The 26475-nt window shown below is 66.7% G+C and carries 22 protein-coding genes; 9 read left to right on the forward strand and 13 right to left on the reverse strand.

Features of this window, described 5'->3' with window-relative positions; genetic code table 11:
• Positions 1 to 61 precede the first annotated feature (61 nt).
• Positions 62 to 313, forward strand: a complete 252-nt coding sequence (locus VSR82_RS15520) for a hypothetical protein (protein ID WP_368582698.1) — start codon at positions 62 to 64, stop codon at positions 311 to 313.
• 367 nt (positions 314 to 680) lie between these two features.
• Here VSR82_RS15520 and VSR82_RS15525 read toward each other — a convergent pair whose 3' ends face one another.
• On the reverse strand, positions 681 to 1004 hold the full coding sequence (locus VSR82_RS15525; RefSeq protein ID WP_176378009.1) for a hypothetical protein: 324 nt from the start codon (positions 1002 to 1004) through the stop codon (positions 681 to 683).
• 265 nt (positions 1005 to 1269) lie between these two features.
• On the opposite strand from VSR82_RS15525, the gene VSR82_RS15530 reads away from it, so the two are divergent.
• The 3 genes from VSR82_RS15530 (at position 1270) to VSR82_RS15540 (ending at position 2876) form a co-directional block, all read left to right on the forward strand.
• Positions 1270 to 1989, forward strand: a complete 720-nt coding sequence (locus tag VSR82_RS15530; RefSeq protein ID WP_429459952.1) for a YdcF family protein — start codon at positions 1270 to 1272, stop codon at positions 1987 to 1989.
• A gap of 154 nt (positions 1990 to 2143) precedes the next feature.
• Positions 2144 to 2383, forward strand: coding sequence for a hypothetical protein (locus VSR82_RS15535; RefSeq protein ID WP_368582697.1), 240 nt, complete (start codon positions 2144 to 2146; stop codon positions 2381 to 2383).
• A gap of 235 nt (positions 2384 to 2618) precedes the next feature.
• Entirely contained in the window at positions 2619 to 2876 is a 258-nt protein-coding gene (locus VSR82_RS15540) for a hypothetical protein (RefSeq protein ID WP_008923870.1), read from the forward strand.
• Positions 2877 to 2960: 84 nt separating this feature from the next.
• Here the strand turns inward: VSR82_RS15540 and VSR82_RS15545 are convergent, their stop codons facing one another.
• Positions 2961 to 3251, reverse strand: coding sequence for a putative quinol monooxygenase (locus VSR82_RS15545; protein ID WP_368582696.1), 291 nt, complete (start codon positions 3249 to 3251; stop codon positions 2961 to 2963).
• 624 nt (positions 3252 to 3875) lie between these two features.
• Here VSR82_RS15545 and VSR82_RS15550 point away from each other — a divergent pair.
• Positions 3876 to 5171 carry a sensor domain-containing phosphodiesterase gene (locus tag VSR82_RS15550; protein WP_429459955.1) on the forward strand — a complete coding sequence of 432 codons (1296 nt, stop codon included), beginning with the start codon at positions 3876 to 3878 and terminating at the stop codon, positions 5169 to 5171.
• A 12-nt stretch (positions 5172 to 5183) separates the two neighbouring features.
• Here the strand turns inward: VSR82_RS15550 and arfB are convergent, their stop codons facing one another.
• Positions 5184 to 5588, reverse strand: a complete 405-nt coding sequence (arfB, locus tag VSR82_RS15555) for an alternative ribosome rescue aminoacyl-tRNA hydrolase ArfB (RefSeq protein ID WP_013089140.1) — start codon at positions 5586 to 5588, stop codon at positions 5184 to 5186.
• A 190-nt stretch (positions 5589 to 5778) separates the two neighbouring features.
• On the opposite strand from arfB, the gene VSR82_RS15560 reads away from it, so the two are divergent.
• Entirely contained in the window at positions 5779 to 6420 is a 642-nt protein-coding gene (locus VSR82_RS15560) for a VC0807 family protein (protein WP_368582695.1), read from the forward strand.
• Between the two features lie 55 nt (positions 6421 to 6475).
• Here VSR82_RS15560 and VSR82_RS15565 read toward each other — a convergent pair whose 3' ends face one another.
• Genes VSR82_RS15565 through recC form a run of 3 tightly spaced genes read right to left on the reverse strand, consistent with a single transcriptional unit; the run spans position 6476 to position 15677 of the window.
• Positions 6476 to 8566 carry an AAA family ATPase gene (locus VSR82_RS15565; protein WP_429459957.1) on the reverse strand — a complete coding sequence of 697 codons (2091 nt, stop codon included), beginning with the start codon at positions 8564 to 8566 and terminating at the stop codon, positions 6476 to 6478.
• Complete coding sequence (recB, locus tag VSR82_RS15570; RefSeq protein ID WP_498857893.1) at positions 8563 to 12288, reverse strand: exodeoxyribonuclease V subunit beta; 3726 nt, start codon at positions 12286 to 12288, stop codon at positions 8563 to 8565. Before recB ends, VSR82_RS15565 begins: the two co-directional genes overlap by 4 nt.
• Positions 12285 to 15677 carry an exodeoxyribonuclease V subunit gamma gene (gene recC, locus VSR82_RS15575; protein WP_429459961.1) on the reverse strand — a complete coding sequence of 1131 codons (3393 nt, stop codon included), beginning with the start codon at positions 15675 to 15677 and terminating at the stop codon, positions 12285 to 12287. Before recC ends, recB begins: the two co-directional genes overlap by 4 nt.
• A gap of 213 nt (positions 15678 to 15890) precedes the next feature.
• Here recC and VSR82_RS15580 point away from each other — a divergent pair, with 213 nt between their 5' ends.
• Positions 15891 to 18407, forward strand: coding sequence for an FUSC family protein (locus VSR82_RS15580; protein ID WP_429459963.1), 2517 nt, complete (start codon positions 15891 to 15893; stop codon positions 18405 to 18407).
• 19 nt (positions 18408 to 18426) lie between these two features.
• On the opposite strand, the gene VSR82_RS15585 is transcribed toward VSR82_RS15580, so the two are convergent.
• Both VSR82_RS15585 and VSR82_RS15590 read right to left on the reverse strand, forming a co-directional pair.
• Positions 18427 to 18636, reverse strand: a complete 210-nt coding sequence (locus VSR82_RS15585) for a hypothetical protein (RefSeq protein ID WP_410848962.1) — start codon at positions 18634 to 18636, stop codon at positions 18427 to 18429.
• Between the two features lie 173 nt (positions 18637 to 18809).
• Positions 18810 to 19283 (reverse strand): Lrp/AsnC family transcriptional regulator, encoded by a 474-nt coding sequence (locus VSR82_RS15590; RefSeq protein ID WP_368585605.1) that lies wholly within the window; start codon positions 19281 to 19283, stop codon positions 18810 to 18812.
• A gap of 138 nt (positions 19284 to 19421) precedes the next feature.
• Here VSR82_RS15590 and VSR82_RS15595 point away from each other — a divergent pair, with 138 nt between their 5' ends.
• Entirely contained in the window at positions 19422 to 20090 is a 669-nt protein-coding gene (locus tag VSR82_RS15595) for a cysteine dioxygenase family protein (protein ID WP_429460082.1), read from the forward strand.
• 138 nt (positions 20091 to 20228) lie between these two features.
• Here the strand turns inward: VSR82_RS15595 and VSR82_RS15600 are convergent, their stop codons facing one another.
• The 4 genes from VSR82_RS15600 to VSR82_RS15615 all read right to left on the reverse strand — a co-directional run bounded on the left by VSR82_RS15600 (position 20229) and on the right by VSR82_RS15615 (position 24890).
• Positions 20229 to 23018, reverse strand: a complete 2790-nt coding sequence (locus VSR82_RS15600; protein WP_429460084.1) for a mechanosensitive ion channel family protein — start codon at positions 23016 to 23018, stop codon at positions 20229 to 20231.
• A gap of 118 nt (positions 23019 to 23136) precedes the next feature.
• A complete protein-coding gene (locus VSR82_RS15605) occupies positions 23137 to 23784 on the reverse strand; it encodes an NAD(P)-dependent oxidoreductase (RefSeq protein ID WP_429460086.1) in 648 nt (215 codons plus the stop codon).
• A gap of 98 nt (positions 23785 to 23882) precedes the next feature.
• Positions 23883 to 24332 (reverse strand): Rrf2 family transcriptional regulator, encoded by a 450-nt coding sequence (locus VSR82_RS15610; RefSeq protein ID WP_429460088.1) that lies wholly within the window; start codon positions 24330 to 24332, stop codon positions 23883 to 23885.
• Between the two features lie 93 nt (positions 24333 to 24425).
• Positions 24426 to 24890 (reverse strand): BCAL1086 family glycoprotein, encoded by a 465-nt coding sequence (locus tag VSR82_RS15615; protein ID WP_429460090.1) that lies wholly within the window; start codon positions 24888 to 24890, stop codon positions 24426 to 24428.
• A gap of 245 nt (positions 24891 to 25135) precedes the next feature.
• Here VSR82_RS15615 and VSR82_RS15620 point away from each other — a divergent pair, with 245 nt between their 5' ends.
• Positions 25136 to 25993: an oxidoreductase gene (locus tag VSR82_RS15620; protein WP_429460092.1), complete on the forward strand. Its 858-nt coding sequence runs from the start codon at positions 25136 to 25138 to the stop codon at positions 25991 to 25993.
• 78 nt (positions 25994 to 26071) lie between these two features.
• Here the strand turns inward: VSR82_RS15620 and VSR82_RS15625 are convergent, their stop codons facing one another.
• Positions 26072 to 26470 (reverse strand): cupin domain-containing protein, encoded by a 399-nt coding sequence (locus VSR82_RS15625; protein ID WP_429460094.1) that lies wholly within the window; start codon positions 26468 to 26470, stop codon positions 26072 to 26074.
• Positions 26471 to 26475 lie beyond the last annotated feature (5 nt).

Consider the following 26475-nt stretch of genomic DNA (forward strand, 5'->3'; position numbering starts at 1 on the left):
ACTTAATACCTATGCAAACAGGCCTTGAGACGATGGGCTCGAGGTTGAGGGGGATTTCGGAATGAAACCAATGTCACTGCTGTTGTGCGGCATTGTGATTTCATCGATGGCCGCGCCAGCATTTGCGCAACAACGCCCGCAAGGGTGGAACTGGCGCCCGGACCGTCAGGCTACGCTGGAAGCGTGGCAGCAAAGCGAGGCCCACAATCGCGACTTCACGCCGCCGACGCCGCGAGGCGATCTGCGTGGCGATATCGCCAGCAATGTCCGGGCACGGCCTGATGCGCCGCGCGAGGAGCAGCGACGGCGTTGATGTCATGTGTCGCCGCGTGGGTGGCGCGTCGTGCGACGCGGTACGAGTCTTTCGCATTGCGTATGCACGATCGGGGAACCACCGGACGCGGCACCGGTCTGACTCAACGCCATTAGCACAGCGTGGCAGTAGTAATTCCGGTATGCCCGTATCTTCGTGATACGGGCTTTTTTTCGCCACCGTGGCGTTGATGGCATGCAAGGCGCGCAACGGCAACGGCCGGCGCTGAACGCGTCGCCGCATGGTCGATGGGGAAGCCGAGAGTCGCCCGCGGACGCGCATAGCGACCGGCCGACAGTAGAGACCGCCCGCCGTGGGGGTGACAGGCCCGGGCGGACAGTGATTCAGATAAGCGATGAACCTTGAACTAAGGCCTGACTTCGGCTGTCGCTGCGGACTGCGTTTCAGCCGCGCCGAGAACGTAATCGTTCATGCGTTGCGCTGTCCATGTGAGCAGACGCTCGTCGTGCTCGAGCCGCGCAAACTCCGCTTTGCCGCGTTCGGTGAGCACGGCGATGTCGACGGGGGCATGAAAGCCCGGCGCCGGGGCTACGGTTCGCTGACGAACGGTGTCCATCAGTCCCAGCGCGCGAAGATATTGGAAGACACCCGGCCTTCTGGCCCAAGGCACCTGGCGATATTGCGCTCGCCGCAGCGCTTCAAGTACCGCTTCGTTGGAATACGTGGTCATCTCACTTCTTTCTTAAAGTGCAGCTATGACACATTCATGCCCACGCGTCGCTGCGCCACCGGCGACGCGCGTAGCACCCGCTCCTGGTCGGAAGCTCGCCGCCTGTTTGACGGCGGATTTCCGCCAGGTGCTGCCTGGTCTCGTTTTCGGAACCCCCGTCAGAACGGCATGTTAGCGTTCCCTCCCCGAACCGACGATGCAACCGCCGCGGCGCGATGGCCGGCCCGTGGATTTATCCCGAAAGACATACGTTACCCCATTTAAATTGATTCTATTCACTTTATTAGCGCTTTTTTTTGCAGCAATCGTGCTATGGAAACGTGCGCGACGGCCGCTCATCGTCTGCTTGATCGCGCTGTTCTGGCTGCTGGCGGCCGGCTGGCTGACCGCGCCACTGCTCGATCTGGCGCAGCCGCAACGACAGAGCGCCGAGGCCGCCACCTTCGCGCCACGCACCGGGATCATCCTGCTCGGCGGCGGCACGATCTACGACCACGACCACGTGCTGGTGCCACCGCGCGACGTGCTTTCGCGCATCAAAGTCAGCGCGCAGAACTATGCGGCCTGCAAGCGCACGGCGATCGTCTGCCGGGTGATCGTGAGTGGTGGCAATCCTCAGCGGCACAGCGCGACGGAAGCCGACACCTACCTGCCCTATCTACTGCGTCAGCAGGTGCCGCGCTCGGACATCGTGCTCGAGAAAAGCAGCCGCACGACCTACGAGAACGCGCGCAACGTCTCGGCCATTGTCGGTCAATCACAATACGACACGTTGATACTCGTCACTTCCGCGTATCACATGCCGCGTGCGCTGCTCGACTTTCACCGCTTCGGCGTCGAGCCGCAGCCGCAGATTTCGAGCGCGCGGCGCGTGCGGCTCGGCGTGCTGCCGCGCTTCGGTAATCTCGTGGCCGCGGAGATAGCGTTGCATGAGCTCATCGGCCTCGCGCAGTTTCACCTGTATCGCGCGATCGGCTGGTTCTGACGAACGATGTGGGCCGACGGAGTCATTACAAAACGTAACAAATGTCGAGCGCAGTTACAAAGCCATCCGTTGGAGCAGAGTTTGCTCGATAGAATGAATTGTCTTTCCCCTGGACAGCAATACTCGGGTCCACCACCACTCTATGGAGGTAACGATGAAGAAAGTGTCCATGGCGATCCTGGTTTCCCTGTGTGCCGCGGCCGGCGCAGCTTACGCGCAGGACCAGGGCATCACGACGAGCACCGATCCGGCCAAAGCCGCCGACGTCGAGCAGCGTGCGCAAGATTTGCAAAACCGCGAGCAGTCGATGGGAACCGCACCCGCCGCCCCGGCCAAACATCACAAGATGGCTCCGCATCATCCGAAGAAGGGTGCGGACGCGTCGGGTACCTGAGCGACTTCGCGGATCTCGCCTCGCGGCCTCGTCGTGAAGGTGAAAAAGCCGAAGCCGGCAGCGCCGGATTCGGCTTTTTTATTTGCGCGATCCGCTCCCCGCCGACGACACACTTCGAACGCGCACCGGTCTGGCAAAGCCTCCGGCGCACAGCATTCTGTATGCTAAAGTCGCGCACCGACCGGCGAGCCGCCGGCATCCCCTAACCCGTGCGCACCCTGGTGCGGAGGACAGCATGAGCAACATCCAGCTTGATATCGAATGGACCGAAGCAGCATCTCGCAAGATCGAAAAACTGATGCCGCGTGGCGGTCAGGAAGCGTACCTCGCGCTGCCGCCCGTCGAATGCCTGCCGATGGAAGGCGACGTGCTGTTTCTCGGACCGGCTGGCAAGCAGCAGCCGTTCATCGTCGCGGAGCGTCAGTATCACCATGACGGCGACGCCGACTGGACCATCATCCTGATTCTCGATGTCCCGCAAGCGACTCACTGATCGCTGACGGCGCGCCGGCGGCCTCGGTGCCGCCGCACCTGGCCGGCGTGTCGTCCGCGCGCCGCTGACGCCCGCCCGCCGAGCTCAGGCGATCTTCGACACCACGCGAATCTCCGCGTGCTCGATCCAATCCGCGGCCGCTTTCTTATAAGCCTGGATATGCGCGGATTTCGCATGCGCCGCGAGCGCATCCTGGCTTTCCCATCGCTCGATGAACACGAACCGGCGCGGCTCCTGCACGTCGCGGTGCAAGTCGTACTGCAGCACACCAGCTTCCTTGCGCGTCGGCCCGACGATGCCTTCGAGCGCCTCGCGCAACAGCTCCTCTTGCCCCGGTTTCGCCACCGAAATTGCGACCACCGCGATTTCCGCCATGCCTGATCTCCTCTTTACGAAAATCAGCAGCATACCCGCCAGTCGCTGAACCTGCCGACGACGGCGCTCACCAGCCTGGCGACGCATGAATCTCGCCTCCGCCCGCCATGCCAGACCACCGTCGCGTCAACACGGAATCCGCCCGGCAAGGCAGTGCCAAGCCCGCCGCCCGAACCGCAACATCAGCCTCCGCACCGGCACTAAGATGTGTGCACCGTCGGCGCCTGGAGTTTGGCGGGCGACCACTGGGCGCCCTGCTACCCTCGGCGTGGTACGGTAACTCATTGCGATTGAGAATCGGTTTCACGCGTGGCAAGCGCGCGAAACGCTCCGGCGCATGACCGCAACGGGTTGCCGCATGGCCGTTGGCAGCCGTTTTGCGGACAATTCTCGCGCTTATGCCTTTGTGATAACCCGCACATTGATGCACGCTGCAAACTGCTAGACTCATTTTGACCAATTCGCCGGAGTCCAGCGTAGCTGGTACTGCCCTCCGTGTTCGCGGGACGCGTTCGTGTCGTCCCGGCGACGCTTCGGGTGTGCGGGCGCTGCGCGCCGAATGGGTTTGCGAGCCCCTTTACCCCTTGCCGCAACAATCCCATGTCAGCTCTGATGCCCGCTTCTATGCCATCTGTCAGCGAATTGACCGTGAGCGGCGTGCTCCCGCACCTGGTCCGCGGCGAGTCGGGCTGGACCGCGACGTGGCGCGCGTTGACATTGCACAGCGTGTTCCAGCCGGTGCTGTCGGTCACGCATCAGTGCGTGGTTGGCTACGAGGGGCTGTTGCGCGCGTTCGATCCGGTCGGCCTGCCCGTTTCGCCCGAAGTGCTGTTCTCCGGCACGCGCTCGGCCGCCGAAGCGCGCGAACTCGACCGCATCGCGCGCTGCCTGCACGTGGCGAACTTCATGGAGCAAGGCATCAGCACCGGATGGCTGTTTCTGAACACACGCCCGCAGGTGTTCGAAACCGGCTGGCCGCAGCGCGCGTTCATCGACGAGTTGTCCGCGCATTTCGGGCTGCCGCAGGAGCGCATCGTGATCGAAGTGCTCGAGCAGCCCGCCGACGATGAATCCGCCGTCGCCAGCATGCTCGCCGCCTCCCAGCCGCGCGATTTCCTGATCGCGATCGACGACTTCGGCACCGGCTTCTCGAACTTCGACCGCGTATGGCGCTTCCGCCCCGACATCGTCAAGCTCGACCGTTCGCTCGTCGCGCGCGCAGGCAAGCGCGAGGGCGACGAATCGATGATCAGCCATCTGATCGCAATGTTGCATCAGTCGGGCACGCTGGTGCTCGCCGAAGGCGTCGAAACCGATGAAGAGCTGATGATCCTGATGCAGGCCGACGTCGATTTCGTGCAAGGCTTCTGGTTCGGCCAGCCGAAGAGCAGCGTGCGGGCCGCCTGCACGAAGGTGCCCGCGCTCGTCGAATCGATCTGGAGCAAGTTCGCCGACTACGAGCGCGCGCACGCCGGCCACCAGCGGCTCGGCTTCGAGGGCTTCGCGGAAGCGGTGCTGGCCGCCGCCGACACTTACAAGGCGACCGGCGACCTCGAACAGGCTGCGCAAAGGGTCTGGCATCTGCCCGAAGCACGCCGCGTATTCCTCACCGACGACCAGGGCGAGCAGACCCAGCCTTCGGTGACGGCGGCATCGGTCCCGCCGCCTCCGAAGCGGCTCGCGCCGCTCTATACGGAGACGCGCAGCAACTGGTCGCGTCGCGCGTATTTCCGGCACGCGCTCGCGGCGCCGGGCCGCGTCGCGGTGATGGGGCCGCACTATTCGCTCGCCGATGGTCAAGACTGCTACACCGCGGCGATCGCGTTCGAGCGCGACGGCACGAACGTGCTGTGCGTCGACTTCGTGCCGGAGGCATCGCCGCCGGATGTGCGCACCGGCCGACGCGGCACGAAGCGTTAGCGACCCGCGCCGCTACTCGTGCACGCGGCCGCGCCCCGACTTCACCTCGCTGCGCTTTGCCTTGCTGTCGAGCCGTCGCAGGTTCGACGCGCGAGTCGGCCGCGTCGCGACCCGATGCTTGCGGGTGACGCTGACACTTTCGATCAGTTCATCGAGCCGCGCGAGCGCCGCCGCGCGGTTCATCTCCTGGGTCCGATGTTCCTGCGCCTTGATGACCACGACTCCGTCGCGCGTGAGCCGGTGGTCGGACAGCGCGAGCAGACGCATTTTCAGCACTTCCGGCAGCGATGAGGCGCGCACGTCGAAACGCAGATGGATCGCGCTCGATACCTTGTTGACGTTCTGCCCACCCGCCCCTTGCGCGCGCACGGCGGTCAGTTCGATTTCGTTGGGCGGGATCGGGTAGCGGGATGTCATGGGCGGTCGGGAAGAAAGATGCATCAGTGTACAAGCGCTCGGCGCGAGATGCCCGAGGTCGCCGCAGCGCGCCGCAGCGCCGGGTGCAGTGCTGGGCGGCACCGGCACGCGATCGCTTACGAAAAAAACCATTTGCGTCGGCACGACCGGTTCATCGATACTGGCTCTTTCGCTTACGGCGTAAATTCAAATGAAAATCCGTCCCGGTTTCGTGCTCGAACTGGCGGTCAACTTTCTGCTGCCGTGGCTTGCCTACCGGCTCGCGATACCGCGAGTCGGCGAGACCGGCGCGCTGATCGCGTCCGCCGTGCCGCCGCTCATCTGGAGCGCGATCGAGCTCGCACGCTTCAGACGCGTCGATGCGCTCAGCGTGATGGTGGTCGCGGGCATCGTGTTGTCGGTCGCGGCCATGGCGCTCGGCGGCAGTCCGCGCATGCTGCTGTTGCGCGAGTCGCTGGTGTCCGGCGCGGTCGGCGTGGTGTTCCTGCTGTCGCTGCCGATGCGTCGTCCGCTGATCTTCTACCTCGCGCGCGCGACTCTCGCGCGCGAAATGGAAGGCGGCGCCGCGCATTTCGAGGCGCTGTGGCGCGAACGCCCCGGTCTCGCTCCCGCGTTGCGAACCATGACGCTCGTGTGGGGCGTCGGCCTGACCGCCGAGACCGCGCTACGCGCGTGGATGGCGCTGACGTGGCCGATCGAACGCTTCCTCGTCGTGTCGCCCTTTATTGGCTACGGCATCTACGCGGGACTGGCGCTGTGGACCCTGTGGTATCGCAAGACGATGCGCAGCCGCGTCGAGTCTATCGAGCGGGCGAGCGGCATGGCCGGTTGAGCGCCGCTCGCACTCTACGCCCTCCACTCCGCGTGTTCCGCCTGCGCTTGCGCAATCAACGCGACGCCTCCGCAATCCGCGCGGCCAGCCCCGAATCACGCTGCGTCGGCGTCGCGATCGCCTGCGCGAGCACGGCCCGCGCGCCGATCACCTCGACGCGTTCGCGTGCGCGAGTAATCGCCGTGTACACGAGCTCGCGCGACAACACCCGGCTGAACGCCGACGGCAGCACCAGCACCGCGTGCTCGAACTCCGAACCTTGCGACTTGTGGACCGTCAGCGCGAACGCGGTGTCGTGCGGCGGCAGCGCGGCCGGCGACACGGCGCGCACGCCGCCGTCGCCGGTGCGGAAGTACACGCGCAGCGCGCCGCCCGCGCCCGGCAGCGCAATGCCGATGTCGCCATTGAACAGCCCCAGCGCGTAGTCGTTGCGCGTCACCATCACCGGACGTCCCGCAAACCATTGCGCGCCGACCGCGAGTGTGACGCCCGCGGCGCGGCGCACCTGGGCCGCCATCGCCGCATTGACCTGATCGACGCCACGAGGTCCGAGCCGCGTCGCACAGAGGATGCGGAAGCGGTTGAGCGCGTCGAACAGCGGCAATGGATCGGGCGTATCGCTGGCGAGCGCCGCGGCAAGTGCGTCGGCGTACGGCCCGAAGCCGGCGGCAAGTCGCGTGACGGTGCGCTCGGCCAGCGTCGTGTGCGCGTCCTCGTGCAGCGCCGCGGCGCAGTCCTCGGTCGGATCGGTCCGTAATACGTCGAGCGCCGCGCTCGCCGAGCCGTTGCGAATCGCAACCGACAAACGGCCGATCGGCGACTCGAGGCCGAACCGGTAGTTGCGCTCGAGCCAGACGACGCAGTCCGCGAGCGGATTGCGTTCGTTCGCCAATTGCATATCGCGACCGGACTGCTCGTCAGTCGCCGCTGTCGCGACATCGGCGAACAGATCGCCCGATGCGTCCGGCGCGAACGTGCGCAGCGCCTCGGGCGGCACAAAAAAATCATCCAACGGCGCTGCATCGTCCTGACGCGACGCACGCGGCAAAGCCCGCGCAAGCCGCGCCTCGTCGATATCGAGCGCCTGCGCGACCCGTCGCAATCCGCTTGCGCTCAACGCCGGCCGCGCGCTGAGTTCGGCGAACACCGCGCCGGCTTCGACCGCGGCGAGCTGGTCCTTGTCACCGAGCATCACGAGCCGCGTTTGCGGTCCGATCGCGTCGAGCAGATGCGTGGCCATCGCGACGTCGATCATCGACGCCTCGTCGATCACGACCACGTCATACGGCAACGGATTATCGCGATGATGCCGGAAGCGTCCGCCCGGTCCCGAGCCCAGCAATCGATGCAGCGTGTACGACGTCTGCGGCAAACGCTCGGCGAGCTCCGGCGGCAGGTCGCCCGCGCGTGCGAGCAACGCTTCCTGCATCCGTTGCGCCGCCTTGCCGGTCGGCGCCGCGAGCGCAATACGCAAATCGGCGCGCGCATCGAGCAGACACGCGAGCACCCCGACCACGGTCGTGGTCTTGCCGGTGCCCGGACCGCCGCTGACGATCGTCAGCCGCCCCGACAGCGCCATCACGGCCGCGACGCGCTGCCAGTCGATTTCGTCGTCTTTCGGGGGGCCGAAGTAGCGCAGCAGGCGTTCGCGCAAAGCGGCGGGCGCGGAGCCGGCGTCGACATTCGCAGTGCTCGCGTCGCCCGTCGCCTGTGCGACCAGCGCGTGGGCCAGGCGCCGCTCGTAGTCGTAGTAGCGCGCGAGATAGAGACGCCCCTGCGCGTCGATCACGAGCGGCCGCAACGCCGCCGCACTCGCTGCGTCCGCGGCGCCATCGCTTGCCATGCCGCTCGCGAGCAGCGCCGCGCGCACTTCGGCGCTCGATGCGTCGAAGCGGCGCGCGAGCGCCGCGAGCGGCACGCACACGTGCCCTTCGGCGGTCGCGCGGCTCGCCGCGAACGCGCCGCGCGCGGCCCATTTCACCACCTCGGTCGATGCACCACCGCGCCGCGCCAGCATGCCGATCCGACGCGCGAACCCTTCGGCCAGCGCGATGCTGAAATCGGCGGGCGCGGGCAGGTTGACGCCGATGTCTTCCAGACCGAGCGGCGCGGCCGCGCGCTCGTCAAGCGTGCCGGACGTGCTCATGCGCCACCTCCGATCATCGCCGCGTCGAGCAGCGCCACCAGTTCGAACGGCGCGCGCCGCCTGTGCACGCCGGCGGCGCCGTCGACATCGCGCCAGTCCGGCCGCACGCCGCGCACGAACAGATACAGATAGCCGCCGATATGCGTGTCGTACGCGTAATCGCGCACGCGCGTCTTCAGATAGCGATGCAACGCGACCGTATAAAGCAGCGCCTGCAGGTGATACGCATGACTCGCCATCGCCGCTTCGAGCGGCGCGGCCGCGTAATCGGCCGCGCTGTCGCCGAGATGGTTCGATTTCCAGTCGACGATCCAGAAGCGGCCGTCGTGCTCGACGATCATGTCGATAAATCCTTTGATGTACCCACGCAGCACCCCGGGCTCCAGCGCGACGTCGGGAAAGCCGTATTCGATCAGCAGCTCGCGCAGCGCCGGAAAATCGAGCGACGGCGCCGCGAACAGAAACTCGAGTTCGTTCAGGCGCCGACGCGGATCTAGCCGCGCGAGCGTCATGCCGGGCACGAGTTCGGTCGAGACGACGTCGGCGATCAGCCGATGCATCATCGCGGGCAAACGCGCGGCGAGCTCGGGCGCGGCCGGCGCCGGTCGCTCGCGCAGCGCGCCGCGGATCGCGTCGGGCCAGCTGCGCGCGTCGCTGAAATCGGCGAGCTCGAACATCCGATGCAGGCAATCGCCAGCCGCCGCACCGCGCGGGAACGCGAGGATGTCGTCGTCGGCATGCGCCGGGGCGTTGGTCGCGGCAACCGGCGCGAGCAACGGCGCGGACTGTAGCGCATCGGCGATCTCATCGTGATCGGGCCGCACGTCTTCCTGCGGCGCGTGCGCGTGGGCATCCCCGTTCCTCGTGCCGGCCGCGATCAGGCCGCTGAAACTCGCCATGCGCCACTGATCCCGCAACGGCCGCCGATTCGCGCGCGCGTGCAAATGCGCGCCCAGATCCTGCAGACTTTCGAGCGGCACGCGGCGCGTCACTTCGGGCAGCGCCCGCAAGGTGACCGGTCCGCCCGCCAGCGCATGCCAGCTCGCCGCGAGCGCGGCTTCGTCGGGCGGCTCGGCGAGCCATGCGTCGAAAGTGTGGCCGCTGCCGCCGACGAGCCAGTTCAGCACGCTGCGGCGCGACTCTTTGGTCGAGCGCGACGACAGATAGGTGCCCGCGACCAGGTAGCAGCGATACACCGCGCGCGTGAGCGCCACATAGACGAGCCGCGCGCGTTCCGCCGCCTGCTCGCGCACCGCATAACGCGACGCGCGCTCGGCTTCCTGTTCGTCGCAACCATAGTGCAGCACCGCGTCGCCGCTGTCGTCGTGGTACTCGCGCGCATCGGGCAAGCCCGACGACGGCGGCTCGCGCAAGCCACCATCGTTCAGGAACGGACAGAACACGACCGCGTATTCGAGTCCCTTCGATTTATGGACCGTGACGATCTGCACGAGATTGCGATCCGACTCGAGCCGCAGTTGCGCCTCTTCCCCGCCGCCCTGCTGGCGCTGCGCGGCGAGCCAGCGCAAGGTCGGCGCGATGCCGGGCTGGGTGGCCGCGCGCGCCTGTACGAGCTCGGCGAGATGGTTCACGTTGGTCAGCCGGCGCTCGCCGTCGACACCCGCGACGAGCCGCTGCGCAACCCGCAGCTCGCGCATCAGCGTGCGCCACATCACGGCGAAGCCGCGTTCGTGCCACAGCATCCGGTAGCGCGAAAAACGCTCGACCCAGCCCATTGCGTCGGCGGGATCGAGTGCTGGCGTGGGTTCGTCAAAGGCCTCGGCCGCGGGTGCATCGGCGACCTGCGTAAGACGCCACAGCGCGGCGGCGTCGAGCCCAAGCCAGTCGGTCGCGAGCGCGGCGCGCAGACGCCGCAAATCGCCGGGCGTGTCGATGGCGGCCAGCACGCGCTCGATCTGCTCGGCATCCAGCGTCGCGAACACCGACGCCTGCGCAAGCTCCACGCTGCCGACGCCCCATGACGCGAGCACGCGTTTGACGAGGCTGCCCTGCTTGTGCGTCTGCACGAGCACGGCGATATCGCCGGGCGCGAGCGGCTTGTCGCCGATCGTCACGACGCCTTCACGCGCCCCTCGCAGCAGCCGCACGATCTCGGCCGCGCACGCTTCGCTCGCCGCGCGCTGCGCGTCGCGTTTGCTCAGCGCGCTCTCGCCTCGCGGCAACGTCCAGATGCGGAAATCGCCGCCGCTCGCGTCGGGATCGGCGAACGGTGCACGCCGCCGCTCGCCCGCACGCACCGGCTGATAGTCGAGCCCGTCGAGCACGAAAGCTCGAGGGTTCGCTTCGAAGATCCGGTTGCACGCGTCGACGATCGGTGCGGTCGAGCGCTGGTTGACCGCGAGCGTGTAGCACGCGGACGCCGACTCGCGCGCCGCGAGATACGTATGCAGATCCGCCGCACGGAAACTGTAGATCGCCTGCTTCGGATCGCCGACGAGGAACAGCGGCCCGGCCGGCGCGAAGATGCGGCTGAAGATCGTGAATTGCAGCGGATCGGTGTCCTGGAACTCGTCGATCAGCGCGGCCGGATAGCGGCTGCGCAACGCATCGGCGAGCCACGGATGCGCGGCCAGCGCGCGATACAGATTCGCGAGCAGATCGTCGAACGACACGACGCGGCGCGTGCGCTTGCGCGTCACCAGCTCGGCCGGCGCGAAGTCGAGCCAGGTCTGCACGAGCCCGAGCCAGCGCGCGCGCTGCGCGGCCTCGGCGGCGACCACGGCCGCGGCCAGCGCGTCGGCATGCTCAAAGAAAGGATGCGCGGGCGGCTCGAAGCTGGCCTTGGTCGCCTTCTTCAACGCCGACGCCGTCAGCTTCAACGCCGCGCGCGGCGGCGGCGCATGGCAGTCGCCCCGCGCGAAGTAGTCGGTCCACGCGGCGATCGCGGCGCTGACGTGATCGGGCTTGTGCGTGGTCTTGCTCAGGCGCTCCTGGGCCTCGGCGAGCAGCGAGACGATCGTGTCGCGCTCGGCCTGCCAGATCGCGCACGCGACATCGAAGCCGGCCTGCGGATCGGCGCTAGCGCCGTGCGCGTCGACGCTGCCCCAGCGCAATTGCGCGAGCGGCTTTTTCAGCCGGCGCGCCAACTGCTCGTCGAGCGACGCCGGACCGGCGCGCCTCGCCACCAGCCACGCAGCGAACGCCGGATGCGCATGCGCGACCGGCTCGACCTGCTCGCGCCAGAAATCGGCGGCGAGTTCGAAGCGCAGCGCCGCGTCGTCGGCTTCCATCTCGAATGCGAACGGCATCGCGGCGGCGAACGGCGCTTCCTGCAACGCACGCTGACAGAACGCGTGGATCGTGTGGATCGCGGCCTGATCGAAGGTGCGCAGCGCGCGGCGCACGACCTTCAACGCCGCCTCGCGCTCGATACCGTTCTCCGGCGCGAGCGTCGTTTCGAACAGCCGGCGGATGAACGGATCGTCGCCGTCGTCGTCCATCTCGATCGCGCGATGCAGTTCCGCGAGACGGCCGCGAATGCGCTCGTGCAGCTCCGCGGTCGCCGCCTTCGTGAACGTGACGACGAGAATCTGATCCGCGTTCAGGTTCTTTTCGAGCAGCAGCCGCACGTACAGCGCGCAGATGTTCCACGTCTTGCCGGTGCCCGCCGACGCTTCGATCTGGTTCACGCCGTCGAGCGGGCACGCGAACACGTCGAGTTCGTCGGCGACGAGGTTTTGATGGCGCAGCGCTTCGCTCATGAGGCGCTCCGCACATGCTGGATCAGTGGCTTGAAGACGATCGCGGCGAGGCTGCCGAACGGCTCCGCGAGCGTGAGCGGCGTGCCGCGCAGCGCGATGCGCAACGCGGGGTCGTCGGACTCGCCGCGCACGCGGTCGTTGATCCATACGCCCTGTGCCGCCGATTCGCTTTCGCTGACTCTCGCCCATGCGCTCTTAGGGAAGAAGCGCAGCGGCAGCCGACGGCCGGCATTGAAGAGCGCCGCCAACGGCGCGAGTTCGTCGAGCGGCGCCGCGACGGGCGCGAGCTCGAAGCTCTCGCCGCTGCCGTGCCACACGGTGCGGCGCGGACCGTCCGGCTGCGCCGCGCAATAGACCAGATGCGCGAGCCACGCGGATAGATAATCGCGCGCGCTGGCTTTGGCATAACGAAAGATCACTTGTCCCGTTCCGGTCAGCAGGTTCAACGTGCCGCGCAATTGCAGCGGCGTTTCGGCGGCCTCGCGCAGCAGCGCGTCGTAGTCGCCGAACAGGGAATCGGCGCTATCGATGCCATCGCCGCCCTGCGGCCAGCGCGGCCTGATGTCGAGCACGAACGGCAAGCGCTCGACACCGGCGGCGACTTCGCGCCGCACGCTTTGCGCCAACTGCCGCAGCGCGGACAGTTCGCGAGCGCGCCACACCGCGCCGGTCGCGCCGCCCGGCAACTCGGGGCTCGCCTCGGCGACGCGCTGCACGCGGCTATACACCACGTCGTCTGCGGTGTCGGCGTCGAGCAGCACCGGCAGCAGGCGCTCGGCGAGCGCGTCGCGGCCCGCATAGTCGAGATCGAACGGCTCCGTATCGAGCAGTTCGCCTTGCGCGTCCGACAACGCGATGCCGAGCCGGTCGCGCAACAACGCGCGCGCCGGATGACGCCAGAAGCGCACGAAATCGTCGAACTGCACCTCGCGCAAATCTTCCGGCGGCAGCGGTTGATCGAAGAACGGCGCGGCGTCCGCATGCTGCGGTTCGGCGAGCAGCGTGGCCAGCTCGGCGCGATCGGCGTCGTAGGTGAACAGGTCCGCCTTCGCCGCAAAATAGTCCGACGCGAACGCCTGCAGCAGATGCTCGACGATGAACTCGCGCCGGGCGCGGTCGACGTCGGCCGGACTCGCGTCCTCGCCCGCCGACACCTGCGCGAGATGATCGAGCAATTCGTCGACGAGCGCGGCCGGCGGCAGTGGCGCGTTATCGCGAATGCTGCGGCCCGTGTACGCGATGAAGAGCCGCTCGCGCGCGGCGAGCAGCAGATCGAGGAACAGATTGCGCTCGTCGTCGCGGCGCTGACGGTCGCCGGCCTTGCCGAACGCGGCCATCAGATCGAACTCGTCGGCACGCGCGAGCGACGGCAGCACGCCGTCGTCCATGCCGAGCAGGCAGACCACCCGGAACGGCAAACCGCGCAAGCTCGTCAGCGAAGAAAATGTCACGCTGCCCCACGGCACGCCGCCGCGCGCGGGGTCGTCGAGCGCTTCGGTGAGCGCGGTGCGCACCACCGACGCCGGCAGCAACACGTCGTGCGCGCCGGCCTGCATCGCGGCAGTCATCGCATCGAGCGCGTCGCGCACGGCCGCGAGCGAATCGGCGAACTCGACGCCGCCGTCGAAGCACTGCCCGAGCGTTTCGAGCAGCAGCTGCGACCAGTCGGCGGGCGTGCGCTCGATCGCACAGCTCGCCGCGAAGCTGTCGATATCGTCGACGAAGCGCGACAGACGGCCGAGCAATTCGGCATCCGAACCGCCCGCGCCTTCGACCGGCAGCCATGCATCGACCGGCTCGCCGCCGGCCGGCATCGCATAGCCGAGGTACAGGCGCGTGAGCGCATCGGCGAACGTATGACGCGCGACCGGCACGTGCTCGCCGACCGGTTCGAGCGGCGCGAGCCCGCGCCGCGCGCCGGCGGCCGCGAGCCATTCCTGCGCGGCTTCGAGCGAATTCGCATCGATGCCGTAACGCACCGCGACCGCGTCGACGCGCAGCCATTCGATCAGATCTGGCGCACCCACACTGCGCTCGGGCAGCGCGAGCCAGTCGAGCAACAGACGCGCGACCGGATTGGCCTGCGACGGCGGCAAGCCGGTGATCCGGTACGGAATGCGGCGCGTGTCGCCGGCGGGCGTGGTGCCGAACACCGCATCGATCAGCGGACCGGCCGCCGCCAGATCGGACACCGCGACCAGCACGTCGGACGGCTGCAAATCGTCGAACTCGTCGAACCAGCCAAGCAGGCGATCGTGCAGCACTTCGAGCTGCCGGGACAGGCTATGGCAAACGTGGACCTCGATACCGCGCTCGACAGGCAACTCGTCGGCATCGGCTTCGTTGCGCAGATCGAGGATGCCGTTCTGCACGGCGGCAAGCCAGCTCGGTTCGGGGTTCTCGGTGAAGTCGCCGGTCTCGGCCGATGCCGCGCTTTCGGTCAGCTCGTGCAGCATATGCAGCTGCGCCTGAGTCTGCCGTCCCCATTCGGCGAGCAGCGGATGACCGACTTCCTGATAGTCGAGCTGCCCCGCCGCGTCGAGCGCCTGCACGCGCCCTTCGCTGACCACGTCGAACCAGAACTCGCGGCATGGGTTCATCACATAGAGACGCACGTCGATCCAGCGCGACAGCGCGCGCAGCAACGCAATGTGCAGCGGCGGCATGGTCGGCAGCGCGAACACGCTGACCGCCTCGGGCCATTGCGCGTTCGAGATCGCCTCGAGATCGAGCCCGGCGATTTCATCGAGGAACCGATACGCGGGTGGCAACGCGGCCGCGGATGTTTGCGCATGGCCGCCGGCTTGCGCGAGTTCGGCGAGCACCGCGCGCCACAGCGCCGCCTGCCAGCGCTCGTCTTCGCGCGCCGCATCGCTCGCGCCGGTCAGACGCGGACCGGTGTCGTCTGCCGCGCCACTCGCGAAGATCGAGCCGCCCTTCTGCCACTGCAGCAGCCATTCGGGGCGATAGGTCAGATAGTGATCGAGCACGGTCGCGACGCGCCGCGCGAGTTCGTAGCGCATCGACGCGTCGGCCGCATCGAGATAGGCGCGCAAACGCGGCGACGCATTCCACGGCAGCGCTTCGTCGGTGTCGTCGAGCAGCCGGTAGCAGCGCCACACGAGCCGGTCCGGCGCGAACGGCGAATGCTTCGGCACCTCGATCACGCCGCCGATCTGCGCCCACAACCATTGCGCGAGATAACCAAAGTTCACGTTCGCGCAGATGCCCTGGCGCGCGGCGATATCGAGTTCGAGCCGCCGGCGCACGGCCGCGCTCGGCACGATCACGGGACGCGCGGTCCATGGGTCGGACGGCGCCTGCGCGAGGTCGTCGAGCAGCGCGCCCACCAGCGTTTCGTAGCGGTTCGAGTAGAAGAGCTGAAGCATGGATTCCAGATCACATTTGGCACGCCGACGGCCCGCGAGTGATGCTCGCGAACCGCGGCGGACATTGAAGCGACAGCATAACAAACCGATCCCCACGGCATAACCTGGCCGAATGGACGAGGTCAGATCGCGCGCAAAATCAGTTAGACTCGACGGCAGTTTCGCGCTGTCTTTCCAACTGCGGTTTTCTCGGTGAATGGATTCAGTTAGTCGATGCGCTATTCGGTCGAAATAAGAAAATTCCTCTATAGCCAGTACTTTTATGGCGGCCTGCGCATCGCGGTCGGCGTGTCGTTACCGGCCATCCTGTGCCTGCTCGTGTTTGACAATCGTGAACTCGGCTTCACGATCGCGACCGGCGCGCTCGGCGCCTGCGTCGTCGACATGCCGGGCCCGCTCAAGTACAAGCACAACGAGATGCTGGCCTGCTCGGTGATCGGCTTTCTGTCCGCGCTCGCCACCGGCCTCGCCACCGTCAATCCGATCGCGCTGTGGTGCACGGTCGTGCCGCTCACGTTCGTGCTGTCGCTGATCGTCGTGTACGGCAACCGCTGGCCGCAAATCAGCTTCGCGACGCTGTTCATGATGATCCTGACGCTGGAGGAGCACTTCACGCCACAGCAGGCGCTCGTCAACGCGTCGTGGATCCTGCTCGGCGGCCTCTGGTACACATACTGGTCGACCTTCGTGAGCCAATGGATGGTGCATCGGATCGAGCAGCAGGCGCTCGCCGAAAGCGTGTTCGCGTGCGCGGACTATCTGCTCGCGCGCGCCGCGTTCTACGATCTCGACAACGATCTCGACGAGTGCTATCGCAACCTCGTCGACAAGCAGATCTCCGCGGTCGATCGCCAGGAGGCCGCGCGCGACATCGTGCTGCGCAATCTGCCCAGGCTCAAACGCGGCAAGCTCGAACCACGCCGCGCGATGCTGTACAACCTGTTCATCAATACCGTCGATCTGCACGAGCTGTTCGTCGGCGCGCAAACCGATTACACGCTCGTGCGCAGCACGTTCGGCGGCTCCGACCTGCTGGTGTTCTATCGCGATCTGATCCGCAAGGCGGCCGAAGATCTCGAGGAGATCGGCCTCGCGGTGCTGCAGAATCAGGCGCCGCGCAAGCGCGTGAATGTGAAGGCAGAGTTGCGCGCGATCGAGTATGAAATCGAGCTGATGCGCAAGCAGGAACTGCCGACGCAGAACCCGGAGGCGTATTCGGCGGTGTCGTCGAATTTCCGCCGCATCTGGAGCGCCACGCGGCTGATCGACAAGATGCGCCGCAGCCTCACCACCGAGCCGAGCCCGACCGAAACCGAACTGCGCATCGACCAGGCGCTGAGCCGCTTCGTGACGAGCCGGCGCGTGCCGTTCGGGCAGATCTTCTCGAATCTGACGATGGCCTCGCCGAGCTTTCGCCATGCGTTGCGCGTGACGATCGCGGTCGCCGTGGGCTTCTGGCTCGGCCGCCTGCTGCCGCTGACCAACGCGTACTGGATCGTGATGACCACCGTCATCATTCTGAAGCCCGGCTACTCGCTGACCAAGCAGCGCAACGGGCAGCGGATCATCGGCACGCTGATCGGCTGCGCGGCGAGCATCGCGCTGATCATCTTCGTGAAGGAGCCGCACATCCTGATGGTCGTGATGTTCGCGTCGATGGTGATGAGCTACAGCCTGCTGCTGTTCAACTACACGGCGAGCGTCGTGTTCACGTCGTCGTATGTGCTGCTGCTGTTCCATCTGCTTGCGCCGGGCAGCCTGCGCATCATCGGCGAGCGCGCGATCGACACCGTGGTCGGCTGCGCGATCGCGATCGCGGCGAGCCACCTGTTCCCGTACTGGGAGTACCGCTTGATGGGCAAGCTCGTCAACAACATGATCAGCGCGACGCGGCAGTATCTCGAAGCGAGCTGGTGGTGGAGCGGCAAGCCGGCCGCTGCGGTGGTCGCGGCCGTGACCGAAGCGGGCGCGCGTGCGCCGGCGGCCGCGATGGCGGACCCGGCGCTCGGCTTTGGCGGGCCGGCGCTCGCTGTCGCTGGAGCCGAAGCCGACGTAAAGAGTGGCGCCGGTGCGCGCCGCGCGGAGCGCGCAAGCCGTGCACAGCCGCTCGGCGACGCTGGTGCCGAGGCGAACGCTGGCGACGCCGCCCATGGCACCACCACGATCCGCAATCCGACCGCGCGCCCGGCAAGCGGCGCATCGGCTGCCGCCGCCGCGGCTGCGACCGCGCTCGACCGCGATTACCGCTATCGGCTCGCGCGCAAGAACGTTCACGTTGCGTTCGCGAATCTCGGTCAGGCATTCCAGCGCATGATGCTCGAACCGAAGTCCGCGCAGAAGTTCGTGCCGGAGTTGAACGGTCTGCTGGTGCGCAGCCACGTGCTCGCGTCGCAGATCACGGCTGCCGCGCCGCTGCTGCGCACCTCCGCGCAACAGCAGCAACAGGTCGAGGACGTCTCGCTACAGCCGCTGCAGCGCGCATTGAGCCTCGTGCGCGACAACCTGAGCGCTGCCGAAGCCGGCACCGCGTTGCCCGCAGAGCAGAGCGAGCAGATCAAACTGATGAGTCGCGAGCTCGATGCGATGGTCGTCAAAACGGAGAAATCACCCGACTATTCGGCCGATGCGGTGCACGACACGAAACTGCTTGCGCATCAATGCAAGCAGATGCTCGCGGCGTCCGCGCAGATTCGCAAGGACGCGAGCATCATCCGGTTGCCGGAGGAGTGAGCTGCGACGCGCGCGGGCGTTATTGCGCGGCGCCGCTCGCCGGTCTCAGCGCGTTGACCGCCGCCGCTGCCTCCGAGGCCACCGGCGGCACCTGCGTGGGCTGGCTCTCGAACTCGTGCTTTTGACGGATCGCGTTGTAGATCAGCGTTGCGGTCACGAGCAGAATCGCCACCACGATAAAGACGGCGATGCCAAAGGTCGGGTTCTTCTTGCGCGGCGGTCTGGTCATGAAGCGGGCTCGGTTCGCGTAGCAGTCGCGGATGGGTCGGAGAAGGCGGCATTCTACGCCCAGCGAGCTTGCACGCGGCTTGCAGCCGATGGGGTCGGCATGGATGCGCCGGAGCGCATTTGCTATCGAAACAGCAAGCGGCGCTCCTGGCGCTCACGGATGCTCCACGAGCATCACGTTACCGCCGACGAACGCACCGGCAACGCCGTCGAATACTTGATCTGCTCCATCGCGAAGCTCGAACTCACGTCGTACAGCGGCACGGCCGTGATCAACTGCTTGTAGATCCGGTCGTAGTCATCGATATCGGAGACCACCACGCGCAGCAGATAGTCCGTCTCGCCGCTCATCCGGTAGACCTCGACCACTTCGGGGATATCGCGCACCGCCTGCGCGAACGCGGCGGCCCATGTGTCCGTGTGCTGGTTCGTGCGCACCGCCACGAACACCGTGGTTCCGACACCCAGCTTGCGCGCGTCGCACAGCGCCACCTGCGCGCGAATCACGCCCGCGTCCTTCAGGCGCTGCAGCCGCTTCCAGCATGGCGTCTGTGACAGGTTCACGCGCTGCGCGAGTTCGGCGATCGGCATCGTCGCGTCCGCCTGCAGCAATTCGAGCAGCTTCCGATCGATGATATCCATACCCATACCCCCACCCCTCATAGGAAATTATTCTACTTTTCTGACAGCGGAGGGAATTATATGGAAACTCTTTCTCCGGGCAAACCGGTATAAATATCCATACCGAAAATTGCCGACCAGCAGCGCCCGCGCTGCATCACCATCATGAGCGACGACCTTCGCGCCACCGCTTTCAAGCACCTTCCCGACTACCTGAAGTCGCTGCCGGACCCGGCCCGCCTCGAAGCGACCGCGTTACCTATGCACACGCTGCGCGATATGAAGCGCACACCGCTCGAGCGCCTGTGCGACACGCTCGACGCGATGTTCGAAGCCTGCGCGAAATTTCCGGAACCGTCGCATTCGACGTTCTTCGCGCGCACCATGCGGCTCGCGCTCGCCGAGGCGGCCGCCGACCCGGCGCTGCTCGCACCGGTGCAACGCGAAGGTTCCGCCGAAACTTATCGGCGCCATCTGCTCGTCGCCGATCCGCAAGGCCGCTATGCGATCGCCGCGCTGGTCTGGCAGCCCGGCCAGGCGAGCCCCGTGCATGCACATCACACGTGGTGCGGTTACACGGTGGTCGAAGGCCAGCTGAGCGAAACGGTCTTCGAATGGAACGACGCGCAGCAATGCGCGAGCGCGCTGCGCGCCCTGACGCGCAACCGCGGCGCGGTGTCGTACGTGCGCGGCGGCCGCGCAGCGATTCATCGGCTCGGCAACAGCAGTGACGCGCCGGCGGTGTCGCTGCATATCTATGGCGTCGAAGGCGCGCGGATCGGGACGCACGTGAACGACATCGTGCGCACGGCCGATGCCGCGGAGATGGTGTGACGACGGTGCACGTCACGACGGGACGTGACGTGACCTGACGTGTGACGGGATGTGACGTAACGCGTTCGCGCGACTACGCAGTCATGCGAGCACACAAGCACGCGACCGTCTTCGCGCGTTGCCCAACAAACCCCCGCCTCAACTCTTTCCTCCGACATCGCCCGCCGTCGGAATCTGCGGCGGAATCGGCGCGGTCTGTCCGGTCGGTGGCGGCGCCGGACGCGGATCGTGCGACACGTCACGCGCGGGCGCAAGCGGCACATGTGTCGATGCGCGCGCCGACGGGCCCACAGCGCCCACTTCATACTCCGCTTCGCGCGGATACTCGTGCGCCGCTTCGCGGGTTCGCTCGCGCGCGGGTTCATGGGTCCTTTGATGCGCTTTGCCGTGCGCGCCGTCGCGCGCCCGCTGGTGCGCGTCGGCACCGGCATCCACAGGCGCGACGAACCCGGTCATCTCATCGTCGCGCAACGGCTCGCCCTCGCTATCCTTCGACGACGTGTACACCCGCATCTGCGCGACCGGAATCTCGATGCCCGCCTCGTCCATCTTGCGCTTGAGCCGCAAATTGAACGCCCGCGCGACGCTCCATTGCTGCAGCGGCCGCGTCTTGATCTGCCCTTTGACGACCATCCAGTTCGGATCGAAGCGGTCGAGACCCCACACCTCGATCGGCCCGAGCATCTCGCGCCGGTAGCGGAAGTCGGCCATCAGCTCCGCGCCGACTTCGCGGATCAGCTGCGTGATCTCGTCGACATCGGTCGAGAACGACATGCGCACCTCGAACACCGCGTACGCGAAATCGCGCGACAGGTTCTTCACGATCTTGATCTGCGAGAACGGAATCGCGTGAATCGCGCCCTGCCCGTCGCGCAGCCGCACGGTGCGGATCGACAGATGCTCGACCGTGCCCGCATGGCCGCCATCGACGTCGATCCAGTCGCCGACCGAGATCGTGTCCTCGATGATGATGAAAAGCCCGGTGATCAGGTCGGTCACCAGCGACTGCGCGCCGAAGCCGATCGCCAGACCGATCACGCCCGCGCCGGCGAGCAGCGGCGTCACGTTGATGCCGAGGTTCGCCGCGGTGACGATGCCGCCGATCGTCATGATCGACACGAGCAACACGTTGCGCACCAGCGGCAGCATCGTGCGGGCGCGCGTGCTCGGGCTGCGCGCCTTGTTGCGCGGGCTGCCCGGATTGAGCGTTTCGGTGATCGCGGTGTCGACCAGAATCCACAGCAGCCACGCGATGAACACGGTGGCGACGATCGCCGTCATCGCATGCGCGATGCCGCGCGCCGCCACGTTCCTCTCGATCACCTCGGCCAGCGACACGTCCCACAGCCGCGCCGCCAATTCGAAGAAAAACAGCCAGATGAACAAGGTCAGCAAGGTGCCGCAAAAGCGCAGCAGCCGCGTCAGATACGGCGAGCGGCGCCGCGCGCGGGCGCTGCGCGGGCGCGTCATGCGCAGCACGATCGCCGACAGGAAAAACGCCAGCACCAGCAGCAGCGCGGTGACGATCGAAATCTGCAGCACATTTTCGCTGGAGCCGGAGCCGCCCAGCGTCGCGACCACCGACGCGGCCGCCAGCACCAGCACCGGCACGTGCCACATCGCGGCAAGCACCTCGAACGCATCGGTCGCGGCCCGGTGGTCGCTGCGCTGTTCGTACGGCCGGTTGCGGATCAGATGCGCGATCGGCCGGCGAAACGCGAGCGCGAAATAGCCGGTCAGCACGGCAGCCGTCATGTTGGCCGCGGTCGAAATCAGCGCGGCGAGATTGGTGCCGATCTGATGCTCGACGTCGTAATTGACGGCTGCGTCGCCGAGCGCGCCGCACACGCCGATCACGAACAGCACGCGGCGCGCGTGATCGATCAGCAATCGCACCGCGACGCGCCGGTGGCCCGAGCCGAACAGCGAAAACATGATCAGGCAGATCGCGGAAAACACCGCGCCCGCGACGATCGCATACGCGACCACCATGCCGAGCGTGCGGCCGAGCGCATCGGGCATCGCGCGCATGAACAGCAGCGCCGCGATGAACGCGATGATCCACGGACCGACGCGGCGCAACGCGAAGATCAGCAACTCGCGCGTGGTGGGATTGGGCCGCAGCACCAGTTCGATGCCGAAGCGTCTGTGCACCCGATGCTGCAGATAGATCAGCGCGCCGGCACAGGCACCCCAGCCGGCCAGCATCCCCAGCATCGCCAGCAGGATCGTGCCGACACCCTCGCGGCCCTGGCCGGAGACGATCGTGTACAGCTCGTTGCCGGCCGCGGTCACGCGCCCGCTCCAGTAGCGCACCGGCGTGCGGCCCTGGTGCACGTCGGATTCGAACGACGCGATACCCGATGCGATCGCGCCGAGCAGGCCCGGACTTGGTTGCACGGCCGCCGGCGCGGGCGGGCCGACGGTGTGAGCGGCGCTTTCCGATACGTCGCGCAACTTTTTCAGCTGGGCGACGAGCGCGCTGCGCTGGCGGTCGTTGTCGAGCGTGGCGATCACACTGTCGAGCGAGCGTGCGAGCTCCGCCTGGCTCGCGGGCGACGGGGCCGACGCCGACGCCGCCTCGGGCGCCGACGCACCCGAGGCCTCGGACGCGGGCGTCGCGTTCACCGTCGCGCTGTTGATCAGGCTCTGTAGTGCCGGGATCACCGGCGTGCCGCCGCCGACCGCGGGGCCGGCGGCCTGCGCGATGCGCGGCAGCGCGCCGAGGCACAGAATCAGCGTGGCGCACAGCAGCGCGGTAAACCAACCCAGCAGCGCATATGCGCTCACGCGCGGACGGACGTCGCCGCTGGCAGTGTCGCGAGCGGTGTGATCGGAGGAGAGATGAGTGGCGGTGAGAATCGCCGGCTGCTGCCCGCCGCCAGACGGCGCAGCCTCGGACTCACGCCGCGACGGGCATGACTGCATGGCAATCCGTGAGAAAACGGCAGACGCCAGTGTAGCCGCAGTTACGCCCGGCGCGCCCGAACATGCGTAACCGAATGTTAGTACGCTTGCGCGGCCGGCGGATTCGATGCGCCGGTCGTCAGTACGCGACCGTCGCGATCTGGCGGACGAAGCGGCCCTGCTCCAGTTCGTCGACGAACGCGATCGCGTAGTCTTCGGCCGAAATGCGGCTGTTGCCGTCCGCGTCCGCGATCAGCGTGTTCGCGCCCGTGCGGAACTTGCCGGTGCGCTCGCCCGGCGCGATCAGCGCGGCCGGCGCGAAGAACGTCCAGTCGAGATCGGTCACGCCGCGGTAGTAGTCGAACGCGTCGCGGTGCGCGAGCGCGATGCCCTTGTACGCGGGCGGAAAACTGTCGGTATCGACCAGCTGCTTGCCCGGCGCGACTTCGAGCGAGCCCGCGCCGCCTACCACGACGACGCGTTTCAGCCCCGCCGCGCGCACCCCTTCGACCAGCGCGCGCGTGGCTTGCGTCAGCGTGGCGAGATCGCCTTGCGGCGGCGCATACGCGCTTGCCACGACGTCCTGACCGCGCACCGCCGCGCCGACGCTCGCGGCGTCGAGCAGATCGGCCTGCGCCGCATGCAGATTCGCGACGCCGGCCGGCACGCGCGCCGGATCGCGCACCAGCGCCGTCACCTGATGCCCGCGACGCGCGGCTTCCGCGGCAATCCGCGATCCGATCGTGCCGGTCGCGCCAAACAAGGCGATCTTCAATTGCTTGCTCATATCAGCGTACTCCTCAGGTTGTTTTATATGTAACTGTCACAGTTACATATAGCGAGAAAAAAAGCGGGGCTCTCACCCCGTTCATTGCTTAGGCACCGTCAAGCCCGGCGCTTGCGCTCGCGATGCTTCTCCGAGCGGACCACGTCGGCGGTCGCATCGGCGAGCGTGCGTGCGGCGAGCGCCGCTTCCATCGCCTGCTGCGCTTCGTCGATGATTCCGCTCAGCACGCTCTGGATATTGCGCCCCACCATGCACTCGGGATTCGGCTCCTCGCGATGCAACGCGAACAACTGCGCGTCCTCTACGGCGCGATAGACGTCGAGCAGCGTGATCTGTTCCGGCCGCCGCGCGAGCAACGCGCCGCCACCGGCGCCCATCTGCGACGTGGTGAGGCCGGCCTCCGAGAGCATCGCCAGCAGCCGGCGGATCAGCGCGGGATTCGTGTTCACGCTGCCCGCAATTATCTCCGACGACAACGGCACGCCGCCCTGTAACGACAGCAGTGCGAGCACATGCACGGCAAAGGCAAACCGGCTACTCGTGTTCACAGCAGATCCGTCCCGCAACGACAATGTGTAACCATCGTAATTACATATACCTCTAAAGTCAAACGGCGAAAGCCGGATCGAACCGAGCGCGGGTCATTTGTCCATCTGCTTCTGCGCGTCGGCAGACTCGGTCGATGCGCTCGCCGAAGCCGACGAGGTCGCATTCTGCGCCGACCACGCCTGCAGCTTGCGCCCCGCCGTTTCGAGGCCTTGGCCCGTGATCGACGCGGCCCTGCCGAGCTGAGCGTTGGCCGCGCTCGCCGCGTTCTGCAGGTTGGCCTGCGCGCTCGACGCGAGCGCGGCCGGGTCGATCCTGATCGACGGCGCAGAGGCCGAGTCGAGGTTCTGCTGTGCGGCGTCCTTGGTCGCCGTGACCTGTTGGCCGACGTAGCTCGCTGCCTGATCGAGCTTCTGACCGGCAAGCTGCGCGGCGTCGTTGAGCTTGCCCGCGACCTGGCCGGCCGAAGCATCGTTTTTCTGGCACGCGGCCAGCGCGCCGAACACGAAGATGACGACCGCCGCGCGGCGCAATAAGGATGAGGAAACAAATGAAATCATGATCAGAAAGAAGCCGCGCCGAGCGGCTCGCAGATGCTAAGACGTGCTCATGATACCGCCGTTGCGCCGCGCGGCCGCTTCGAGTCACCGCGGCGAGGCAGACCGTGGTTCCGCCTGCCAATCCTGCCGGAGCCGTCGATTCGCAAATATAAGTTGATTATGTCTCCAGCGAAGTACGGCTAGTTTGTGTCAATCGCTGAGCCTACGATGGCATCACTTCATCACTCACACGTAGGAGACACATCATGGCAAACATTCAACAGGGCGGTTTCAAGCGGGTATGGTTCATCACCGGCGCGTCGCGAGGCATCGGCGCATTGATTGCCGAAGCCGCGCTTGCAGACGGCAACGCGGTGGTGGCCGCCGGACGCAAAGTCGCGGCGATCACCGAGCGGCTTGGCGAGTCGGCTGCGTTGCTGCCGGTGGAGCTGGACGTGACCAACGAAGCGCAGGCAAAGGCGGCGGTGCAGGCCGCAGTCGAAAAATTCGGCCGCATCGACGTGCTGGTCAACAACGCCGGGTTCGGTCTGCTCGGCGCGGTGGAAGAATCCGCCGACAAGGACGTGCGTCGCATGTACGACACCAACGTCTTCGGCTTGCTCAACGTCACCCGCGCCGTATTGCCGGCGATGCGCGCGAACCGCTCGGGCCACGTGATCAATATTTCGTCGATCGGCGGCTATCGTGCCGCGGCGGGCTTTGGCGTCTATTCGTCGACGAAGTTTGCCGTCGAAGGCATCACCGAAGCGCTGCATGCCGAGTTGAAACCGCTCGGCATTCACGCGACAGTCGTCGAGCCGGGGTATTTCCGCACGGACTTTCTCGATGCTTCGTCGCTGGTCGTTGCGCCGGACGTGATCGACGATTACGACGAAACCTCGGGTGCGGTTCGCCGCAAGGCCATGCAACTGAATCACAACCAGCCCGGCGACCCGGCCAGGCTTGCCGCCGCGATGATCGCGCTGGTCGACGCGGCGTCCCCGCCGTTGCGCCTGCCGCTCGGGACGGACACGCTGGCCGCGATCGCCGCGAAAAACGCTTATGTGACGCAGGAAACGGAAGCCTGGAAGGACCTGTCGTCATCCACCGACTTCGCTGCGTAGGCGAAGAAAAGCAGCGGTTCGGTATTCGCCGAGCCGCTGCTCGCCTGAATCGCGGTTGCGCGAATATCAACGGGCCAGTCAATTCGCCGGCGTCAGAATCGGCGCACCGGCATCCTTCAGCAGAAAAACCAGGAATTTAGCCGGCCTGGTCTTGCTGGCATTGCGCCCGACCGTGTGCACGTCGTTCGGACCTTCGTAAAAGGTCTGGCCCGGCTTCAGCGTGACGGTCTTGCCGCCGCGCACACCCATCACGATCGAGCCTTCCAGCACGTAGATGAAGCCGTGCGCATCATGCCGATGCACCGGGTCCGCACTGCCGGGCGGATACTCGACCGAGAGCACCGTGACTTCCTTGCCCGGATAGTCTGCCAGCGCCTTGGTCGTCAGCGGCGAAACTTGCGCCTGCGGCGGCTCGTGCGCGTGTGCGGCGCCCGCTGCCAGCAGCAGCGATGCGATCACCCATCTGGAAATATGCATGACGG

Source organism: Burkholderia sp. JPY481 (assembly GCF_038900515.1).
Taxonomy (GTDB): domain Bacteria; phylum Pseudomonadota; class Gammaproteobacteria; order Burkholderiales; family Burkholderiaceae; genus Paraburkholderia; species Paraburkholderia youngii.

Excerpts from the sequence above, each read along its gene's own strand:
- VSR82_RS15520 (WP_368582698.1), top strand. The coding sequence starts at position 62 with ATGAAACCAATGTCACTGCTGTTGTGCGGCATTGTGATTTCATCGATG.
- VSR82_RS15525 (WP_176378009.1), bottom strand. The coding sequence starts at position 1,004 with ATGACCACGTATTCCAACGAAGCGGTACTTGAAGCGCTGCGGCGAGCG.
- VSR82_RS15535 (WP_368582697.1), top strand. The coding sequence starts at position 2,144 with ATGAAGAAAGTGTCCATGGCGATCCTGGTTTCCCTGTGTGCCGCGGCC.
- VSR82_RS15540 (WP_008923870.1), top strand. The coding sequence starts at position 2,619 with ATGAGCAACATCCAGCTTGATATCGAATGGACCGAAGCAGCATCTCGC.
- VSR82_RS15545 (WP_368582696.1), bottom strand. The coding sequence starts at position 3,251 with ATGGCGGAAATCGCGGTGGTCGCAATTTCGGTGGCGAAACCGGGGCAA.
- VSR82_RS15550 (WP_429459955.1), top strand. The coding sequence starts at position 3,876 with ATGCCATCTGTCAGCGAATTGACCGTGAGCGGCGTGCTCCCGCACCTG.
- arfB (WP_013089140.1), bottom strand. The coding sequence starts at position 5,588 with ATGACATCCCGCTACCCGATCCCGCCCAACGAAATCGAACTGACCGCC.
- VSR82_RS15560 (WP_368582695.1), top strand. The coding sequence starts at position 5,779 with ATGAAAATCCGTCCCGGTTTCGTGCTCGAACTGGCGGTCAACTTTCTG.
- VSR82_RS15565 (WP_429459957.1), bottom strand. The coding sequence starts at position 8,566 with ATGAGCACGTCCGGCACGCTTGACGAGCGCGCGGCCGCGCCGCTCGGT.
- recB (WP_498857893.1), bottom strand. The coding sequence starts at position 12,288 with ATGAGCGAAGCGCTGCGCCATCAAAACCTCGTCGCCGACGAACTCGAC.
- recC (WP_429459961.1), bottom strand. The coding sequence starts at position 15,677 with ATGCTTCAGCTCTTCTACTCGAACCGCTACGAAACGCTGGTGGGCGCG.
- VSR82_RS15580 (WP_429459963.1), top strand. The coding sequence starts at position 15,891 with ATGCGCTATTCGGTCGAAATAAGAAAATTCCTCTATAGCCAGTACTTT.
- VSR82_RS15585 (WP_410848962.1), bottom strand. The coding sequence starts at position 18,636 with ATGACCAGACCGCCGCGCAAGAAGAACCCGACCTTTGGCATCGCCGTC.
- VSR82_RS15590 (WP_368585605.1), bottom strand. The coding sequence starts at position 19,283 with ATGGGTATGGATATCATCGATCGGAAGCTGCTCGAATTGCTGCAGGCG.
- VSR82_RS15595 (WP_429460082.1), top strand. The coding sequence starts at position 19,422 with ATGAGCGACGACCTTCGCGCCACCGCTTTCAAGCACCTTCCCGACTAC.
- VSR82_RS15600 (WP_429460084.1), bottom strand. The coding sequence starts at position 23,018 with ATGCAGTCATGCCCGTCGCGGCGTGAGTCCGAGGCTGCGCCGTCTGGC.
- VSR82_RS15605 (WP_429460086.1), bottom strand. The coding sequence starts at position 23,784 with ATGAGCAAGCAATTGAAGATCGCCTTGTTTGGCGCGACCGGCACGATC.
- VSR82_RS15615 (WP_429460090.1), bottom strand. The coding sequence starts at position 24,890 with ATGATTTCATTTGTTTCCTCATCCTTATTGCGCCGCGCGGCGGTCGTC.
- VSR82_RS15620 (WP_429460092.1), top strand. The coding sequence starts at position 25,136 with ATGGCAAACATTCAACAGGGCGGTTTCAAGCGGGTATGGTTCATCACC.
- VSR82_RS15625 (WP_429460094.1), bottom strand. The coding sequence starts at position 26,470 with ATGCATATTTCCAGATGGGTGATCGCATCGCTGCTGCTGGCAGCGGGC.